The 18344-nt window shown below is 57.8% G+C and carries 18 protein-coding genes; 9 read left to right on the top strand and 9 right to left on the bottom strand.

Annotated elements, in window-relative coordinates:
- The first annotated feature begins 43 nt into the window (after positions 1-43).
- The 4 genes from V7660_RS06080 to V7660_RS06065 all read left to right on the top strand — a co-directional run bounded on the left by V7660_RS06080 (position 44) and on the right by V7660_RS06065 (position 7931).
- Complete coding sequence (locus tag V7660_RS06080) at positions 44-2617, top strand: TonB-dependent receptor (protein ID WP_335602233.1); 2574 nt, start codon at positions 44-46, stop codon at positions 2615-2617.
- A gap of 163 nt (positions 2618-2780) precedes the next feature.
- Positions 2781-4379 (top strand): fatty acid--CoA ligase, encoded by a 1599-nt coding sequence (locus V7660_RS06075; protein WP_335602232.1) that lies wholly within the window; start codon positions 2781-2783, stop codon positions 4377-4379.
- A gap of 23 nt (positions 4380-4402) precedes the next feature.
- Entirely contained in the window at positions 4403-5380 is a 978-nt protein-coding gene (locus V7660_RS06070; RefSeq protein ID WP_335602231.1) for an NAD(P)H-dependent flavin oxidoreductase, read from the top strand.
- Positions 5381-5657: 277 nt separating this feature from the next.
- Entirely contained in the window at positions 5658-7931 is a 2274-nt protein-coding gene (locus V7660_RS06065; protein ID WP_335602230.1) for a putative bifunctional diguanylate cyclase/phosphodiesterase, read from the top strand.
- A gap of 27 nt (positions 7932-7958) precedes the next feature.
- Here V7660_RS06065 and V7660_RS06060 read toward each other — a convergent pair whose 3' ends face one another.
- The 3 genes from V7660_RS06060 to V7660_RS06050 form a co-directional block, all read right to left on the bottom strand.
- A complete protein-coding gene (locus V7660_RS06060) occupies positions 7959-8435 on the bottom strand; it encodes a hypothetical protein (RefSeq protein WP_335602229.1) in 477 nt (158 codons plus the stop codon).
- Positions 8436-8520: 85 nt separating this feature from the next.
- Positions 8521-8958 carry a host attachment family protein gene (locus V7660_RS06055; protein ID WP_335602228.1) on the bottom strand — a complete coding sequence of 146 codons (438 nt, stop codon included), beginning with the start codon at positions 8956-8958 and terminating at the stop codon, positions 8521-8523.
- 81 nt (positions 8959-9039) lie between these two features.
- Positions 9040-9564: a CC0125/CC1285 family lipoprotein gene (locus V7660_RS06050; protein WP_335602227.1), complete on the bottom strand. Its 525-nt coding sequence runs from the start codon at positions 9562-9564 to the stop codon at positions 9040-9042.
- A 121-nt stretch (positions 9565-9685) separates the two neighbouring features.
- Here V7660_RS06050 and V7660_RS06045 point away from each other — a divergent pair, with 121 nt between their 5' ends.
- The gene (locus tag V7660_RS06045; protein ID WP_335602226.1) at positions 9686-10360 is read left to right on the top strand and encodes a phosphoribosyltransferase; all 675 of its coding nucleotides are present in this window, start codon (positions 9686-9688) and stop codon (positions 10358-10360) included.
- A 17-nt stretch (positions 10361-10377) separates the two neighbouring features.
- On the top strand, positions 10378-11409 hold the full coding sequence (locus tag V7660_RS06040) for a hypothetical protein (protein WP_335602225.1): 1032 nt from the start codon (positions 10378-10380) through the stop codon (positions 11407-11409).
- On the opposite strand, the gene V7660_RS06035 is transcribed toward V7660_RS06040, so the two are convergent.
- The 5 genes from V7660_RS06035 to V7660_RS06015 all read right to left on the bottom strand — a co-directional run bounded on the left by V7660_RS06035 (position 11387) and on the right by V7660_RS06015 (position 15939).
- A complete protein-coding gene (locus tag V7660_RS06035; RefSeq protein ID WP_335602224.1) occupies positions 11387-12364 on the bottom strand; it encodes a ribose-phosphate diphosphokinase in 978 nt (325 codons plus the stop codon). The genes V7660_RS06040 and V7660_RS06035 overlap by 23 nt on opposite strands.
- Entirely contained in the window at positions 12361-13131 is a 771-nt protein-coding gene (locus tag V7660_RS06030; protein ID WP_335602223.1) for a M48 family metallopeptidase, read from the bottom strand. Before V7660_RS06030 ends, V7660_RS06035 begins: the two co-directional genes overlap by 4 nt.
- Before the next feature lie 84 nt (positions 13132-13215).
- The gene (locus tag V7660_RS06025) at positions 13216-13650 is read right to left on the bottom strand and encodes a DUF3775 domain-containing protein (RefSeq protein WP_335602222.1); all 435 of its coding nucleotides are present in this window, start codon (positions 13648-13650) and stop codon (positions 13216-13218) included.
- A gap of 11 nt (positions 13651-13661) precedes the next feature.
- Positions 13662-14213, bottom strand: a complete 552-nt coding sequence (locus V7660_RS06020) for an HPF/RaiA family ribosome-associated protein (protein WP_335602221.1) — start codon at positions 14211-14213, stop codon at positions 13662-13664.
- On the bottom strand, positions 14197-15939 hold the full coding sequence (locus tag V7660_RS06015) for a helix-hairpin-helix domain-containing protein (RefSeq protein ID WP_335602220.1): 1743 nt from the start codon (positions 15937-15939) through the stop codon (positions 14197-14199). Before V7660_RS06015 ends, V7660_RS06020 begins: the two co-directional genes overlap by 17 nt.
- Before the next feature lie 107 nt (positions 15940-16046).
- Between V7660_RS06015 and V7660_RS06010 the strand changes: the two genes are divergently transcribed.
- From V7660_RS06010 to V7660_RS06000, 3 genes are all read left to right on the top strand, one after another.
- A complete protein-coding gene (locus V7660_RS06010; RefSeq protein ID WP_335602219.1) occupies positions 16047-16478 on the top strand; it encodes a DUF2267 domain-containing protein in 432 nt (143 codons plus the stop codon).
- Positions 16479-16562: 84 nt separating this feature from the next.
- Positions 16563-17210 (top strand): BON domain-containing protein, encoded by a 648-nt coding sequence (locus V7660_RS06005; RefSeq protein ID WP_335602218.1) that lies wholly within the window; start codon positions 16563-16565, stop codon positions 17208-17210.
- A gap of 117 nt (positions 17211-17327) precedes the next feature.
- On the top strand, positions 17328-17798 hold the full coding sequence (locus V7660_RS06000; protein ID WP_335602217.1) for a CC0125/CC1285 family lipoprotein: 471 nt from the start codon (positions 17328-17330) through the stop codon (positions 17796-17798).
- Between the two features lies 1 nt (position 17799).
- Here V7660_RS06000 and V7660_RS05995 read toward each other — a convergent pair whose 3' ends face one another.
- On the bottom strand, positions 17800-18306 hold the full coding sequence (locus V7660_RS05995; protein WP_335602216.1) for a CC0125/CC1285 family lipoprotein: 507 nt from the start codon (positions 18304-18306) through the stop codon (positions 17800-17802).
- Positions 18307-18344: the final 38 nt, after the last annotated feature.

Here is an 18344-nt window from a genome sequence, read left to right as displayed (position 1 = left end):
CTGACAGCTCCGCAAAAAAAAGGAGCGTTGGGAGGAAAATTTGATGAACCGGACAACATATCTGAAATCGCTATGCATGGGTGTCTCATTCGCCGCGCTCGGGGCAAGTTTGCCCGCCATTGCGCAAGAGGCAGACGCGCCCTCTGCCGAAAGCAGCGAGGAGTCGCAAGGCTCCATGAAACTGGAGTCTATCACGGTTACGGCCCAGAGGCGGGAGGAATCCGCCAATGACGTGCCCATGTCGATTCAGGCGTTTGGTGGAGAGCAACTCGATAAGCTTCGGGTCAATGAGGTCGATGACCTGCAAGCGCTTGTGCCAAGCTTTTCTGTTTCGCAAAGCTATCAGGGTGTTCCAACCTATACCTTGCGCGGGATCGGCTTCAATACGATCAACATGTCGGCAACGTCCACTGTCGGCACCTATGTCGATGAAGTTGCCTATCCGTACCCCTTCATGAACTCCGGACCGATGTTCGATATTGAGCGTATCGAGGTATTGAAGGGCCCACAGGGAACCTTGTTTGGTCGCAATACGACGGCCGGCCTGATCAATGTTGTCACGAACAAGCCTGTCGATGAATTCCAGGCGAGTGTTTCCGCCGACATCGGAAATTACGACACGTGGAATCTCGAAGGCATGATCAATGTGCCGCTGGCGGAAAATGTGCAGGCGCGTTTCGCGATCCGCAGCGAGAATAGTGATGAAGGCTGGCAGGAATCGATTTCTCGGGGAGAAGACCGGGGAACGGTGGACAAGCTCGGTTTCCGTGCGGCGCTGGCGATACAACCGACAGACAAGCTCGACATTGACCTGTCTTATAATGGGTGGGTCAACAAGTCCGACACGATCGCCGGCCAGGCGATTGGCCTGACCCCCAATACGGACCCCACATTCATCGTGCCGGGAACCAATGGCCCTGCGACGGCATCCGGTTTCAACCAGCCGGGCCTTGTTGACTTTATCAACAACAATTTTCCAACCAGCGCCGAACAGGCCGACTGGGCGCCTTCTTACCTGCGGTCAGCCGATATCGGAGCGGGCGAAGGCATTGATGGTCCGCATGAAGAGAATTCCAGTTTCGATGCCATCAAGCTTGGTGTGAGCTATGAGTTCGACAACGAAATGCGGCTTGTCTCGCTCACAGGCTACAACAAGCTGGACCGTGAAGCCGTGCTGGATTGGTCAGGTGTGCCGTTTCAGATTCTGCTTCAGGACATTGAAGGTGAAATCAAATCCTTCAGCCAGGAACTTCGTCTGGAAGGGGGAACCGACAAGGTCGACTGGTTGGTTGGGGCCTATTATGGCAAGGACGAGACCACGGATAGCAACCGCACAATGTTGCGGGACAACGCCAATTCCAACTTTGTAAGCACAGCGGCCTACCTGCTGACGGTCGACCCGACCGCACTTGGTTTCCCGCCTCAAATGGCTGGTCTGGTTTCCATGGTGAATGTGGACCCTGAAACAGGACAGCCCTATTCAGCCGCCGAATTGCTCTCTTCCTTCCAGACTTATTATGACACGGGTGAGTTTGAATCGACGACTGCAAGCATCTTTGCAAATGCCGACTGGGAACTCACACCTGAGTTTTCCTTGACCACTGGTATTCGTTACACGGATGACAAGCAGGAATATGTTGGATGTTCGGGGGACGTGAACGGTTCGATGCAGCCAAACGTCAACGTCTTCAACCGCGTCTTCTTCACCGCGATCTACGGTCTGGCCACGCCGCCAGCGCCATTGCTCGAAAACGGATGCAATACTTACGATCTGGAGACAAACTCGTTCAGCGCAGTGACATCGGACGTCAAGGAAGACAACGTTTCGTGGCGAGTCGTCGGCAACTGGACGCCGGCCTCGCTGGAAGACACGCTTTTCTTTGCGTCGGTGTCCAATGGCTACAAGTCTGCTTCAACCCCGGTGAACGCAGCGTCGAAATCGGAACAGAATTCGCCAGCAACGCAGGAAAGCCTGCTGGCGTATGAAGTTGGCGTCAAAGCTGGCCTGTTCGACCAGCGCATGCAGGCAAATGCGTCGCTGTTCTACTACGATTATACAGACAAGCAGGTCTCTTCCTTCTTCCCGGATCCGATCTATCGTGCCTTGTCTCGCCTTCAGAATGCTCCGGAAGGAGAGGCCTACGGCCTGGATGCGGAGCTGACATGGTTGGTGGCAGAACACCTGACGGCCATTGGCGGCCTGACCCTGCTGCAAACGGAGTTCGGATCATTTGAAACGTCTGATGCCTTTGGCTTGCCGACGAATCGTCAAGGTGATCCGTTCTTGTATAGTCCGGAAACCACCGCGAGCTTGACACTGATGTATGACCGGCCCGTATCGGACGCCCTTGGCTTCAGAAGTGCGTTGAGCGGGCGTTGGCAGAGCGACTCTACCGCCGGCAACCCAGACGATCCGCAATATGACATCGACTCCTATGGCGTACTGAATGGCAGCATCGGAATCTACTCACTCGACGACAATTGGGAACTTTCCGTCTGGGGCAAGAACCTGACAGATGAGTATTACTGGCAGCAGATTGCCTCCAACGCCAATGTCGTACTGCGGTTTGCCGGGCGTCCGCGCACGTATGGCGCATCGCTCAGCTATCGTTTCTGATTTCCTCTGAAAAACTGGCTGCGCTTCCACTTATATGGGGCGCAGCCTTCTTTTTCTGGATTGAATTCAGGAACGCCGCGGAGGGAAATGGGGAGGTCCTCAGAAGGTCTCCTTGGGGCCGGACAAATCAAAGTATCCAATCGGGACTATCAGGAGAATGCAAATGCGTAATGAGGGTGCCCTGACGAGCGCGGACTTTGACCAAATGCCCACATTGGGTGACATCGCGCGCTATCATGCCCGCAAACGGCCTGATGCCATCGCGCTCAGCTTTGAAGGGCGAGATACGACGTTTCGTGCTTTCGATCTCTTTACGAACAAGGTGGCAAACGCCCTGGCAGCCTCTGGCGTGAAGCCTGGCGAACGACTTGCTTATATTGGCAAGAACAGCGACCACTATTTCGAACTTCTGTTCGGTGCCGCCAAGATGGGCGGTGTAACCCTGCCGATAGGATGGCGTCTCGCTCCGGCGGAGATGGCCTATATCATCGGCGACGGGAAGGGATCGCTGATATTCGTTGGTCCCGAAGTCGCTGAACAGACCAAGGCGGCGCTTGCCGAATTGAAACATCCTCCCAAAATCATATTCATGGAGGATGCTGGGCCCGACGGTTTTGTCAGCTGGAGGGATAGCCAAAGTGACGAAGATCCGGGCGTCTCGATTGCGCCGGGCGACGTCGCGCTTCAATTGTATACATCGGGGACCACAGGCAGGCCAAAGGGCGCCATGCTAAGCCATGATAATCTCCTCGGCGGTCGCCGGGAATCTGTGGAAGCACACCTGCCCTGGAATGAATGGGGGCCAGACGATGTCAGCCTCGTCGCGATGCCAGTGGGCCATATTGGTGGCACCGGCTGGGGAATTGTGGGCTTGTTCAATGGCGCGAAAGGCATCGTCGCGAGAGAGTTCGATCCGTTTCGTGTGCTTGATTATATTGAGCAGGACGGCATTTCGAAAATGTTCATGGTGCCCGCTGCGTTGCAGATTGTGGTACGGCAGCCCAATGCCAGAAGCGTGGATTACTCCCGCCTGAAATACATTTTGTACGGGGCCTCACCCATTCCTCTGGATCTATTGCGGGAATGTATGGAAGTCTTCGGCTGTGGGTTCTGCCAGCAATACGGCATGACCGAAACGTGCGGAACGATCATCTACTTGCCACCGGAGGACCATGACCCGAACGGAAACCAGCGGATGCGGGCGGCAGGCATCCCCATGCCAGGGGTGGAGATTCGCATTGAAGACAATGACGGGAATGTGCTTCCACCCCATCAGGTGGGCGAGGTGGTGACCCGGTCCCGCGCCAATATGAAAGGCTACTGGAACCTGGATGAGGCGACGCAAAAGACGATCACAGTGGACGGATGGCTTCATACAGGAGACGCGGGATACCTTGATGAGGACGGCTATCTCTACATTCATGATCGCGTGAAGGACATGATCATTTCAGGCGGAGAGAACATCTATCCCGCTGAAGTCGAGAATGCCGTCTACGGACATCCGGACGTCGCCGAAGTGGCGGTAATTGGCGTCCCGGATGAGAAATGGGGTGAGGCGGTCAAGGCCGTTGTGGCGCTGAAACCCGGCGCGGCGTCGGATCCGGACTCCATCCTGTCTTTTGCGCGCACGAGGATTGCCGCGTTCAAAGCTCCCAAAAGCGTTGACTTTGTCGAGGGGCTTCCCCGCAATGCGTCGGGAAAGATATTGAAGCGGCAACTTCGAGAGCCCTATTGGGGCGGTAAAGACAGGGCCGTGAACTAGAAAAAACTGTTTGGGAGAAGATCATGGCCATTCAAACCCGCTTTACCGAAGAATTCGGCATTAAGCACCCTATCGTTCAGGGAGGCATGCAATGGGTCGGATATGCAGAGATGGTGGCGCCCGTCGCAAATGCGGGAGGGCTCGGTTTCCTGACGGCGCTGACACAGCCCACGCCAGAGGATCTTGCAAAAGAGATCGCACGCACGAAGAAGATGACGGACAAACCCTTCGGTGTGAATCTCACCATCCTGCCCGCGATCAAGCCGCCTCCCTATGCCGAATACAGGCAGGCGATCATCGAGGGAGGGATCAAAATCGTCGAGACAGCGGGCTATAAGCCGCAGGAACATATCGACCATTTCAAGCAGCATGGCATCAAGGTGATCCACAAATGCACCGCCGTGCGTCACGCGCTGTCAGCCGAGCGGATGGGCGCCGATGCCATATCGATTGATGGGTTTGAATGTGCGGGTCATCCAGGGGAGGACGATATTCCCGGCTTGATCCTGATCCCGGCGGCGGCACGCAAGGTGAGAGTGCCCATGCTGGCTTCCGGAGGATTTGCGGATGGCGCGGGGCTCGTGGCAGCCTTGGCGCTCGGCGCCGATGGCATCAATATGGGGACCCGGTTTTGTGTCACGCAGGAGGCGCCGATTGACGATGCCTTCAAAAGACAAATGGTTGAGAATGATGAGCGCATGACCAATCTCATTTTCCGGACGCTGCACAATACGGCCCGGGTCATGAAAAATGCCGTGAGCGATGAGGTCGTGGAAATCGAGCGCAAGGGCGGTGCAAAGTTTGAAGATGTTCAGCATCTTGTTGCGGGAGTTCGCGGACGAAAGGCCATGGCGGATGGAGACACTGATGGCGGCATCTGGTCGGCCGGCATGGTGCAGGGGCTGATTAACGATATTCCTACCGTGAAGGAACTTATCGACGGTATCATTTCTCATGCAGAGTCGATCATTCATGGCCGCCTGGACAGAATGACAGTCTGATTAGCGCGGAGATCTGGTGTCTGATCAAGACAATGAGGTGCTGGCACATCATGCGTGTCAACTGCGATAAAAATTGCTGCATATAAAATTAAATTATGCATTACAAACAAATACTTAGGGGTCGTTGCATGGCGGAGCAAGGTCTTCCTCTCCGCCATAGGCCATTCCATTGGAAGTCCTAATCGGAGCCTAATGGATTGGGCGGATATTGCGCGCTGTTTTTTGCGGGGGGCTAACCGGGACGCGCTAGGGTTAATCCTGCGCGCCGAGGAACCCAATGACCCGTCACTCAGAAAAATCCGGACAGCCTTCCTGGGCCAGTTCGCTCGACACCCTTTCTGACTCCATCCCAAGCCCGGACCGCTTGCAGCATTCGGTTATTTTCTATTGCTCCGTCATGGTGCTGGTGACCATGTCCGCCACTATCGCCAGTCTCGCATCGTTCGGCCAGTATACCGTCGATATTGGCACGGTGATTGATGTCTTCACGATCCTCGCAGTAGGCAGCGCGGCCACGTTGGCTTTCAGGCGGCAGCGAATGCTCCTGCAAGGCTTTCTGCTGTGTGTCAGTGTTCCGGTAAATCTGCTGGCCATGCTCATCCTGGATCATCAGGGTATCTTTGAGGGCATGCTGCTATTGAGCATCACGCCGATCATCTGGGGACTGTTCACGACAATGTGGATGAGCTTTCTCTACACAGCGTTCCTTGTTGCGTTCATCAATTGGTATATGGGGCCTGCCGGCCGTCTTGAACTGGTCGTGAATGGTATGGATGACACCCTGTTGTCAGCCATCGCGCTCAGCCTGATCGCCTTCGCCTGTTGCGTGGCTGCCGTCCTGCCAAAACAGCTCGGTCGCAATGTCTATGTCACGCTGAAAGAGTTAGCCCAGCGCGAGAACATGCATCGCAGCCGCTCGACCTCCTATGCGGAAATGTCGTCAGACTGGCATCTTGCCGTCGATCCGACAGGCAAGATCGTCCATTATTTCGGCAAGGGTGATGCGCTTGGCCGTCAGTGGCGTGATGTGCTAATCGGATGGGAGACCGACGAGGATGCATTCAACATCGCGCTCCAGAAACGGCAGCCATTTTCCCGGATCAAGGGGGTGTTGCATGCGGATGGGGTCAATTGCCGGGTGGAGTTCAGCGGGCGTCCGCAATACTCCGAGAGGGGTGAGTATCTCGGATATCTCGGTATTGCGCATGATATCAGCATACGCGAAAAATTCGAACAGAAGCTGAAGCAGCAAGCAACGACCGATCTCCTGACGGGGCTAGAAAACCGTCATGCCTTCAATTCTCTGGTCGAGGCCCGCAAGACCGAAAACGAGCCGGCCCTGTTGAGCATCCTCTATATCGACCTCGACAAGTTCAAGGAGTTGAATGATCGCCACGGGCATAGCGGCGGCGATGCGGCCCTGATAGAACTCGGTGAGCGTTTCAAGCGCCTTGCCGAAGAAGATGATGCGGTGCGTGTCTTTCGGATCGGGGGCGACGAATTCTGCTGTGTCCTCAACCGATCTGCGCAATTGCCTGAAGTTTCCGCGCTGGCAGGGCGTATCCGGTCGCTGGTCTCGGATCCTATTTCGTATGATGGGCGGCTGATTGATCTGACGGCGTCGATTGGTGCGGCCATCAGGATTTGTGGCGAAGGAATTGAGGATGTGCTTGAACAGGCCGATGCGGCTGTTTATGAAGCCAAGTCCAAAGGGGGCGATTCCTGTGTTGTTCCGGATGCGGATGTCCGTGAGCGCCTTGAACGCCGCGTGTCTATTCACCGGGAGCTCATTTCGGCCATCGATAAGGGCGAAATCAGCCTGCACTACCAGCCAATTGTACGCGTATCGGATTGTCGTTTGGTCGGTGTTGAGGCGCTGGCGCGGTGGAGCCACCCGAAATATGGGCCGATCAGCCCGTCCGAATTCATCGAGATCGCGGAAGCGAGCCGTCACATCATTGCCTTCGGACAGTTTGTGCAGCGCCAAGCGTGTGAGGATGTCCTTGGCTGGATGTCCCGAACAGGTGAAGAAATACGCCTCAGTGTGAATGTCTCACCGAATGAGCTGTTGTCTCACGGCTTCGCGGAATCCGTGGCCGAAATGCTTGGGGTCACTGGCTTCCCGCCAAGCCTGCTGGAACTCGAAATTACCGAACGCGGGGTCCTGAAGAATATCGAGGCCTCATGCGAAGTGATCGAAACCATACGCGAAATGGGTGTCACGATCGCGCTCGATGATTTTGGAACCGGCAATTCGTCGCTCAGTCGTCTGGAACATCTGCCTGTGGACCGGGTGAAGATTGACCGCTCGTTCTTCGTGCGCGCTGAAGAAAGCGACCGGGCACGTCAGATCCTGGGTATCCTGTCCGGTATGAGCCGGGTGTTGAATATCAACGTGATTGCCGAAGGGGTCGAAACCGAGGAGCAGTTTCGGTTCGTGAATCTGGCCGGCTTCGGGGAAGTGCAGGGGTATCTGTTTGGAAGGCCCGGGCCGATTGAGCAATTGGGGGTTGGTCTGAAACCGCCACGTCGAAACGACGTTTTAGCCTAGCCGCCATATGGCGCTTGCCGAAAGCGCTTAGGGTACAAGTACGAAATTGATATCAGATCCGGCTGCAGACCGATTGCCAGGATACGGGCTTCCGGGCGAGGGAGTGGGACGCAATTTCGACCGGGCAATCCTCGACCGTTCCAGCACCCAGTCCATCACATCTCCGGGACCACCCAGATAGGGCGTATTGTGCCGTCCGACGAGGGGCAGAATTCGGATGTCGTTCCGGCGATTGAAATGACGCTCACGGTCGGCCTGATCCTCGCACCAGTGCCAGCGGTCTTCTGGTGTGAGCAGAGAGGTCTCACCGAAGCGCAGGGGACGCCGCAAGATATAGGATCGGTCCTCCACATAGATGATGTGGGACAGGGCGGTCTCCATATAGGACGCGATAGCGCCGCCATGTGTGGCGGGATCCAGAAGAAGCCTGAGGGGCTCGACTTGTTCGGCTGCGATAGGCCAAGCGGCCCGTTCAAGACGGTGCGTTATCTCGTTCTGGTCCATGTCATCATCCCGGTTTTTTATATCGGGCAAACATGGCAGATATCAGGAGGATGGGTTTGATGCGGCGCAATTCCCTCGCGCTGATTCACGCGCCCGAGATTGCTTCCTCGATCTGCGGAATGGTCTGATGGGCAAGGTCGCGATTGAGTTCGGCGACCACCGAGATTGAGCCTGAATCCATCAGCATGGGTCGCAGCTTCCCGAGGGACCGGGGATCTGCAGCGATAACGAGGTTGGCCGGAGTGGATTGGCTTACGACTTTCAGTGTGGCGTCTGCCACGGATGACAGGAATCGCTCCTCGCTGACATCATGCCAGTCGGTCTGCTCTGTTGCGGCCTTTCCGCCGGTGGGCGTCGTGAAACGACCTGCCCGGTCGCTCGCCTGTTCACGGGCTGGCGGATTGTCTTGCTCGATGACCTGAACCACTCTCAGGTCCAACAAGTCATTATCTCCCTTGTTTTCAAGTAGAAGGGCTTTTGCCCCATCGCTGACCAAGACGAATGTTCCGGTTGGCAGGTGCATGATGTTTGTCTCCCATTCTGATCGCCCAGCATGACGCGTCGCCAGTCTGACGGATTGATACCTGTCAAGGCAAGGGCAGGATTAGCTGCCGGAGGTGAGGCTTTGCTGGACGCGCGGCCGAAGGTTTTCGATGACGTCGCGGGCATCGAAGGCCCGAACACCTCCTTTCGGCTTCTCGCCCTTGCGCATGAGGATGTAGGCGTTGGCTTCGAACCGACGGCGCTCACGCACGGTTGAGTCATATGACCAAGGATACCCATAGGCATAATAAGGAAACCGGTGATAGCCCTGCCGGTAATAGCCGTAGACGGACCGGTCTGGTCCGGTAGACGTGTAGGTGCGGGTGACGTCTGTGTCTCGCTCCACAACAAGGAAGTAATCGAAGCCATTTTCCAGAGTCAGTTCCGCCGCGCGATAGAGGAGAAAGGCTTCGACAGTTTCGCGCGAGGTGGAACTATTGCCGTGGAAGACTACACGATAGCGATTGGTTTCGATGCGCTGTTCGGCATATCCGTAGCGACCGTCCATTGGCGCGTAGGGCGTAGATGTGGCGCACGCGCCGAGAATGAGCGCAACGGTTGCAAAGGCAAAATTGAAACGGGACACCAGGCCCTCCTTGTGATGGCATTTTCCAACTGTGCCGCCCTCATCAGCTCACGCTTTGATATCGCTCAATTGGTTCTTTCGGTCAGGGCCTAGGGTCAGCTTACTGGCAGGGAGACACTGCATGCCGCAGTTTCAATTCAGGGACCGCAAGGATGCAGGCCAGCGGCTTGCCGAAGTATTGCGTGCGCGCGATCTTGGCGAGCCGCTGGTATTTGCGCTGCCGCGCGGGGGCGTGCCCGTCGCGGCGGAGATTGCGGCTGCACTCGGGTGCCCGCTTGATCTGGTCCTCGTGAGGAAACTGGGCGTGCCACAACAGCCCGAACTCGCCTTCGGGGCTGTGGTCGATGGCCAAAATCCGGAGACGGTGCTCAACAAAGACATTGTGCAAGCGGCGGGGCTGAACCAAGCCGAGATCAATATGGTGCGCGAGCGTGAACTGGCGGAGATCGAACGCCGCCGGCGCCTCTATTTCAAAGATCAGCCCCCGCATAATCCCCGTGGCCGGAATGTCGTCGTGGTGGATGACGGGCTGGCAACCGGTGCGACCGCGCGCGTGGCCCTTCATGCGTTGCGTCGGGCAGGTGCGAAACGGCTCATCCTTGCGGTGCCGCTCGCTCCGGCCGAGACGCTGGAGGCTTTGCGCGGTGAAGCCGATGAGATTGTCTGCCTGTCAACGCCGCACCCCTTCCGGGGCGTGGGGGGATCCTATGCGGCCTTTCCCCAGCTGACCGATACAGACGTGCTCGGTATCCTGGAATCCTTCGAGAGACGGTCCGCCGACAGTCCGGGGCTTTAATGAACGCGGATACGCATATGGAGGTAAGCCCCGCCTCGCTGGACGAGACCATCGCCTTTCTGTCCAACCCGGCTTCCTATCCCACGCCCACGCAAACTGTCTTGCCCCAGGAAACGCATATGTCCTGGGTCTTTCTCACCGATACGGAAGTCTGGAAGCTCAAGAAGCCGGTTTGCTTTCCCCCCCTCGACTTCAGCACGCTGGACGCCCGCAGGATAAATTGTGAGGCCGAGATCGTCCTGAACCATCGCCTCGCACCAGACGTGTATCTGGGCACCCACGCGCTCACCCGCAGCGAAACCGGGGCACTTGCCCTGGATGGAGAGGGGCCGGCGGTGGAATGGCTGGTTCTCATGCGTCGGTTGCCAGAGGCGCGGATGCTCGATGTCGTCTTGTCAAACGGAGGACCATCAGAGGCAGAAGTCGACCAGGTCTCGTCGATCCTGACAGGCTTCTATCGAACCCAAGCCGGCATCGACATGCCGGCTGATGCATTCGTGGAGCGTTATCGGCGAAGGCACATGAAAAACCGCGAGCTGATCACTAATTTCCGGCATTTGCTCGACTGGCGGAGGGCAGAGACCGTGATGCGCATGGTGGAGCGCTTTCTGGATGAGCGCCATACCGTGCTGACTGCGCGGCTGGCAAGCGGCCGGATCGTCGAGGGACATGGAGATTTGCGGGCTGAACACGTGTGTTTGACCGATCCACCCCGGATCATTGATTGCCTTGAATTCGATCGCGACCTGCGTCTTGTGGACCCCTTCGAAGAGATCACCTTTCTGGGGCTCGATTGCGCTCGGCTTGGTGCGCCATGGATTGGGGAGCGGCTGTACCAAAACCTCACGGAAGGGCTCGGGGACGTGCCGCCCGGCGCGCTGGTTGATTTCTATATGGGGTTCCATGCCTGCATCCGGGCCCGTATTGCCTTGCGTCATCTAGAGGATGCCGAGCCCAAAACACCGGAGCGTTGGCCTGTGATGGCCGAGGCCTATTTCACCGCGGCCTGGCCGGCCATCGAACGCCTCAGTAAATCTGGAGGTCGGTAAGCGATTTTTGTCCGGAGAGAGCCTCGATAGCGCGAGCGAACAGGGGTGCGATACTCACCGTTTCAATCCTTGCGCGATGCGCCTCAGCCAATCGAAAATCCGGCACGCTGTCTGTCACCAGAATTTGGTCGAGTTTGCCTGTCTCGAACAGGGCGGTTGCCCCTCCGGTGAACAGGCCATGCGTGGCATAGGCGGCGACCTTGCTTGCACCGTGCGCGCGAAGGGTTTCTGCCGCGCGTACCATCGTGCCGCCGGACGCGATCATGTCATCCAGAATGATCGTGCAGGCGCCGTCGACCTCGCCAGCAAACAGGGTGCCAGAAACCTCTCCGCCGCTGCGTCGTTTTTCCAGCAGGGCGAACCCGACGTCACGTTCGAGCGACCCTTCGAGATACTCCCGGAAGACCTGAGCGCGTTTTACGCCGCCCGGGTCCGGGGACGCGACGACCAGGGGCGCATCGCCTGCAAAGTGCAAGGCGTGATTAGCGAAGTCGGCATAGGGGGACAGATTGTCGGCTGGAATTCGGAAAGCGTTCTCGAAAGCCATGAGATTGTGTATTTCCAGCGTCACGATGTGGTCGATGCCCGCCGCTTCCAGTAGCTGGGCCGTCAAACGGGTTGCCACCGGATCGCGTGGTTTGGTGCGCCGGTCCTTGCGGGCATAGGCCAGAAAGGGAATGAGTGCGGTCACGCTCGTCGCGCCGCTCTGCTTCAGGGCGCCTGCGAAGAAGAGTAACCGAACCAGTTTTTCGGAGGCGGGCTGGTCCGGGCCGGAATGCAGACTTTGGATGACAAAGCAGTCACTTCCCCGCACCGCCGTCAGAGGACGGATCTTGTGTTCACCATCCTCGAATTCACGTTCCTCGTGGGGGCTCACAGAGTGTCCAAGAGACGCCGCCACTCGCTCACCGAATTCGGCTGTGGCATTCAGGGCAAAGACATGGCGGGCCGTCATGTGCGGAACTTGGCCAGCCGCTCGGCTTCGGCGCGGAGGGCCGCGATGCGTTCGGAATCGGCGGGATGCGTGGAGAGAAATGTGGGCGTTCCGCCGCGGTCGGCCTGATCTGCCATCCGGGACCACAAATCTATGGCGGCCTGGGGATCATAGCCGGCAGCTGCCATGTAACGCAGGCCGATCTGGTCCGCCTCCAATTCGTGTTTGCGGGAAAAGGGCAGCAGCACGCCTAGTGTTGTGCCGATGCCGAAGATGCTCTCCATATTCGTATCGTCCGGAATGACAACGCTCATGATCCCGCGGGCGGCAAGGTCCTGACTGGCGCGCTCGGCCGCATGGCGGAGTTCAACATGTGCGATTTCGTGGCCGATGATGGCGGCGAGTTCGTCATCTGTGCGGCAAAACCGGACCATGCCTGCATTCAAGCCGATCTTTCGTCCGGGCAGAGCGAATGCGTTCAGGGCAGGATCGTCGAAGACGACGACTTCCCAGCTGGATCGGTTTTCACCCTTGGCAGCCAGTATGCGATTGGTGACGCGCTCAGCTTTTGCGCGGAGGGCAGGATCGCGGGCTTCGGCGGTCTGGTTCCGGTATTCTGTCCAGCTGTCGGCTCCCAATTCCTGCATCTGGGGTTCAGAGACAAGAAGCAATTGTTCGCGCTGGATGGCCGGATTGTAGGCGCAGGCCTGCAGGGCAAGAAAAAGCGCTGGCCAGATGCTGCAGGAGGGGGGGCTGAGATAGCAAGACACCTGACCAGCAAGACGCATTTTCGATATGTCCTTCATATCCAAAACATAATGCCAGATACGGGGTATTGAGGATTGATGGCCGTCAAACGACGGGCGGGGGGATCAGCGGTCATCCTCATATCCGAGATTGGCCAGCCCACTGCGCAAATAGTCACTCGCCAATGGCGTTTCCTCGACATATTGGGCGACATGAAGATGAGGGGTTTCGGTCGCTTGCCGGCGCACGCGGTGCCAGTCTTCGGGCGTGCCGTCATCCCGCCCGAGCCAGATCAGAGCAAGCAAGTCCTTCTGTGCGTCGACATTCAGACCTTCAATAATATCGCGGAGTTCGTTTTCTACGGGGTCGGTCGACTCCGGGCTGCCGTCGTCTGTCCGCCGTTCAGCTTCGAGGATTGGATCATCCTCCTCATTGTCGTCCAGATCTTCATCGTCGGTGGGATACAGGCCATCGCCCTCGGCAGCATATTCGCGGGACAGGTCCGCGATGAGATAGGCAAGGGCCGGGTCCAGGGTGATATCAAATGTACGGTCTGCCATGACGGTCTCCTTCAGTCGCCGCGCTGGTGGACGGCGCGGGCCATGGGGCCTTGGTCACCGGTATCGGGCCGGAACGTGACCGCATCACCAATCGTCAGGTCCTCGAACTTGGAAGTGGTCACTTCACGTGCATGTAGATAATAATCCTTTCCGTCTTCTCCGATGATGAAGCCAGCAGGTTCCCCGGCAATGAAGCGGGCAATGGTGCCGGACAGGCGGGATGGGTGCGCACCGACTGTGCGCGGATCGGGCTTCTGGGATTTCAATTGCCGTTCGGCAGCTTTGAAGGCGTCGCGGATTGCCACCATCACATCGCTGTGTTCGCCAGCGTCATCTTTCATGCTGGAGACCGCGATATCTTTGCCGCCGGGCAGGGTAATGTGAAGGGAGACATGGGCAAGGTCGCCGGTTTGCCGCCTGCGGGCGCCGCCGTCTACCATGACCTTGCACGAAATCATGCGTGGAAAGTGCGCTTCCAATGTTTCGACTTCCTTGTCGATACGGCTACGGATGCGGTCGGTCGGTTCGAATGACCGGAACGAGATTTCAGGCGCTACCTGCATGGAGGGGTTCCTTTGCGGTTTTGTTGGTTTTCTGTGTCCGGAAGGTTTTTGCCAGGTCGGCTGCGCCACGGACATTGAGTACATCTGACGGTCCGAGCCAGCCCCGGCGTGCCTGCACGATGCCGAGGGTCAGGCGTTCGAATTCTGCTGGTCGGATAGCTTCGGCGGTAACCGAAATCTGCGCGCCGGCCTCCTGAGCGGTGTGGCAATGTAGATCTGTCAAATCCATGCGGGCCGGATCAGCGCTGAGTTCAAGCGCGGTGCCAGCTTGTGCTGCCGCTTTGGCCATTTTTGCCATGTCCACATCGAACGGCTCGCGTTCCCCTACGCTTCGCCCGGTTGGATGTGAGAGGATGGAAAGTCTGGGATGTGTCACTGCCTGGACCAATCGCTTGGTCTGTTCTGCCTTTGTGAGGTCAAACCCGTCGCGAACGGCACCAATGACGAGATCGGCGCTTTCCAGCAGCGTGTCTGACGCATCAAGACCACCCTGTTTGGTCAGGCCGACTTCGACAAGTCGAAAGCAGCGCAGGCCAGGAATATCTTTGCAGCGCGCATCGGCTTCCCGGAAGATGTCTTCGACGGTCTTGCGCTTGGTTTTCGCATCGATGCGCGGCCCAATGGCGACATAGGAAAGCCCGCAGGCATGGGCGGCCTTGAGCAAGGCTCCGACATCACGGACGGAATTCGCGATGACATGCAAATCGCCCTTCAGGTCCTGGCGTGTGACAAGGATCGGCAGTTTGTCTTCGGCGGCCAGTTCGATTTCGCCCCGGTTCTCGCGCAGCTCTGGCGGAATGAAGACAAGACCGAGCGCGTCATAGATTTCAGTCTCCGTGGCCCCCGCCACGCGCTGATTTCCCTTCCAGACTCCATACTCATTGAGCTTCAGGCCCTTTGCCTTTGCGCGGACACGGAGCGCGATCGAATGGGGTTTGGAGCCCGTGAAATATTGCAACATGGCACCCCAGCCTTCAGTCTCCGTGGTGCGCAGATCCACCTGGATGCCTTCTTCGAGAATAAAAGTCGCCTTTGCCTCGCCGCGCAGGACAAGGCGTTTGACACGAGACCAGCTTGCGAGGTGATCAATGGCGGCTGCCGGGGTATGGGTCTCGGCCACGATGTCGAGATCGCCCACTGTGTCGCGGCCCCGGCGAAAGCTGCCTGCGATTTCAAACCGGGAAATATCGGGGCAGGTGCCGAGATAGGTGCGTAAAGCGTCCGCAATTGGCATGACGGTGCCGAGCGGGTAGCGCCGGGATTTGAGCGGCATCTGCTTGGCGAAGACCTCTGCCAGACGCGCCTCGCTTCCCGGCCCGAAGCCGGTGACGGTTCTGACCTTATGGTCCAGCACGGCCCGGTGAAGTTGTTCAGGAGTGGAAACACCCAGTTCCTGCCAGAGCGCTCGCGCTTTTTTAGGGCCAATTCCTTCCACTTCGAGAAGGTCCAGGCTGGGGATGGGGGCCGAACTACGCAGCGCGTCGAGGCTGCGTATGTGTCCCGTATTAACCGCTTCATGGATCAGGGCGGCCAAATCTGTGCCGATAGTTGGCAGCGCGGTAAGGTCTGCGTCGTCCGCAACGAGGCTGGCCATGGTTTTGCCGTAGCGCCGGACCGTACGGGCGCCATTGCGATACGCGCGGACCCGGAATGGGTTGGCATCGTCAAATGCAAGGAGCGTGGCGATTTCCTCCAGCATGTCCGCGATTTCAGCATTGGTGACCATAACCGGCAATTTAGCGTGATGGCCGACGTAACGGATTGATTGGCATCAAGCCAGGTTGGGCGGAAAGCGCTAGGAGGGGGAACAGGCAAGATTCAGGAGGATCTCCCATGAGCACGACCGGTTTGAGCCAATTCGATGACTCTCTTCACCACACCAATTCATGGCTCAAGGACATCATGGAGGATCTCGGCTGGGCGGATCGGCCAGCTGCCTATAGCGCGTTACGGGCCTCGCTTCATGCACTGAGAGACCGCTTGACCATCGAAGAAGGCGCCCATCTCGCAGCACAATTGCCCCTGATGCTCAAAGGCGTGTTCTATGATGGCTGGAAGCCGGCCAATTGCGGCGGGAAGAATCGATCAGTCGATCGTTTCCTGGCGCCACTGGAGGACATATTCGGCGATGATGACAGCAAGGACGGGCAGGCAATTGCCGAAGCTGTATTCCGAGTGCTGAGGAAACATGTTTCCGCAGGGGAGGTCCGGCATATCGAGCACGCTTTGCCGCAACCGATCCGGGAGCTTTTCTCGGTTGCTTGATGCCGGTCAAGGACTCGCTTTCCCAAACAGGCGAAGTTCAAATCGCGCGAGACAAGGCTGCGCCAGACAAGAAAGGAGTTTGAAATGGATGATTTGACTCTCAAGGGATTCGTTGAAGACGAACTGGAATGGGAGCCGCGCATTGATGCGGCGGATATCGGCGTAGCGGTGGAAGATGGCGTGGTCACGCTGATGGGCCATGTGTCCTCCTTTGCGGAAAAACTTGCGGCCGAGGATGCCGCCAAGCGTGTGAAAGGTGTTCGCGCGATTGCGCAGGAAATCGAAGTGCGCCTTTCCGGTCGACCGAAGACGGATGATGACGAGATTGCCCGCAAGGCTGCGGATGTGCTCGATTGGGACGTATCGGTGCCCGACGGCAAGGTTCAGGTGCGCGTGCAGAATGGATGGGTAACACTGTCCGGCGAAGTGGACTGGAACTATCAGCGCGACGCGGCGAAGTGGCGTGTCGCAAGCCTGCCGGGCGTGCGGGGCGTTTCCAATTCGATCATGGTCACAAAGCGCGCAACGCCCAATGACATCAGGGACCGGATCGAGAAGGCTCTGGTGCGCCATGCCGAAACCGAAGCCAAGGGTATCCGCGTCTCGGTGGTGGATGGCAAGGTGACTCTGGATGGGTCGATTGACGCTTGGCATGACCGGGAGGTGGCCGAACAGGCCGCGTGGGCCGCGCCAGGGGTAACAATGGTCGAAGACCGCTTGCGTCTGGGCTAACGCAGATTCTGTTCGTATGCTTCGGGGCTGTCAGAACATGGCGGCCCTGAAGTGTATGCATGAGTGACCGATACTGGGCGCTTTTAGATTAATAGGGGCATATGAGAGGAGTTTCGAATGCGGATCGAAAGAGCAGTTCGCCAGCTTGCGCTAGGCGCTATCATTTTGGCGGCAAGCGCATGCGCGAGTCCGACGCCGTACCAGCCGGCCATAGATGGGTACGGATACAGTGATCGCGCCCTGTCCGAGAACCGGGTCGAAGTCATCTTTCACGGGAATATGTGGACCGCGCAGGAGGATGTGGAGCGCTACCTGCTATACCGAGCGGCCGAGATTGCCGAGCGGGAGAGCGCGCCCGCCTTTCGGGTCGCGGATCAAGAAACGGAAATTGAAGAAATCATCGTGCCCGATCCATGCCATTCGCCTTATTACCTGACCTATTTTGCCTATTCGATCACAGAGGTAGAGGAAGAATTCGTGGCGCGTGCGGAGATCGAATTGCTGCGCGCTCCGCCCGTCACACCGGATGCCGGCATCTTCGAGACGAATACGGTATTATCCGACCTCGCCGATTGCACCGGATACTGACTTAGCTGGAAATCTCCGCTCGGGCATTTGCGGTTACATAGCAATCTGAGAGGTCGCCGCACTCTGCCTCCGGAGATAGCCGGATGGTGGCGACAGCTTCATACTCCCGCTCCGGTTTGGAGTGCCATGGGCTGTCCAGTTCGTAGACCCCGAAATAGTAGGGGAACATGGCGTCCGTGGACTGGTGGTAGATACAGGTCGTGTTGGGGGACGTGCGCAGGGTAGTCGTGCAGGCCGTTTCGCGCCCGACAATGCTGAAGCTGCCCGCGTCTTGCTCCTCTGCAATGTCGACCATGCGGCGGAACAGGCTGGCCTCGACCTCGTCCTGGCTGGTGCTGGAATTCCCGCGAAAGCTGACCCGTACAAGCCCGTCTCCGACGTCCTCGCTCATATAGCCATGCAGGTCAGTGGCAGGCTGGTAGGGCGTCGGCGCAGTGGTACAGCCAGCAATCAATACAGCCGCGACCCACGCAAACGACGCTGACGGGATTGAATTCAGTATTGCCATGATCACTTTGCCTCCGGTTTGAAAGATCAACATCTTCG

The organism is Hyphomonas sp. (genome assembly GCF_036964145.1).
GTDB lineage: Bacteria > Pseudomonadota > Alphaproteobacteria > Caulobacterales > Hyphomonadaceae > Hyphomonas.
This window is presented reverse-complemented; position numbering and strand designations above follow the sequence as displayed.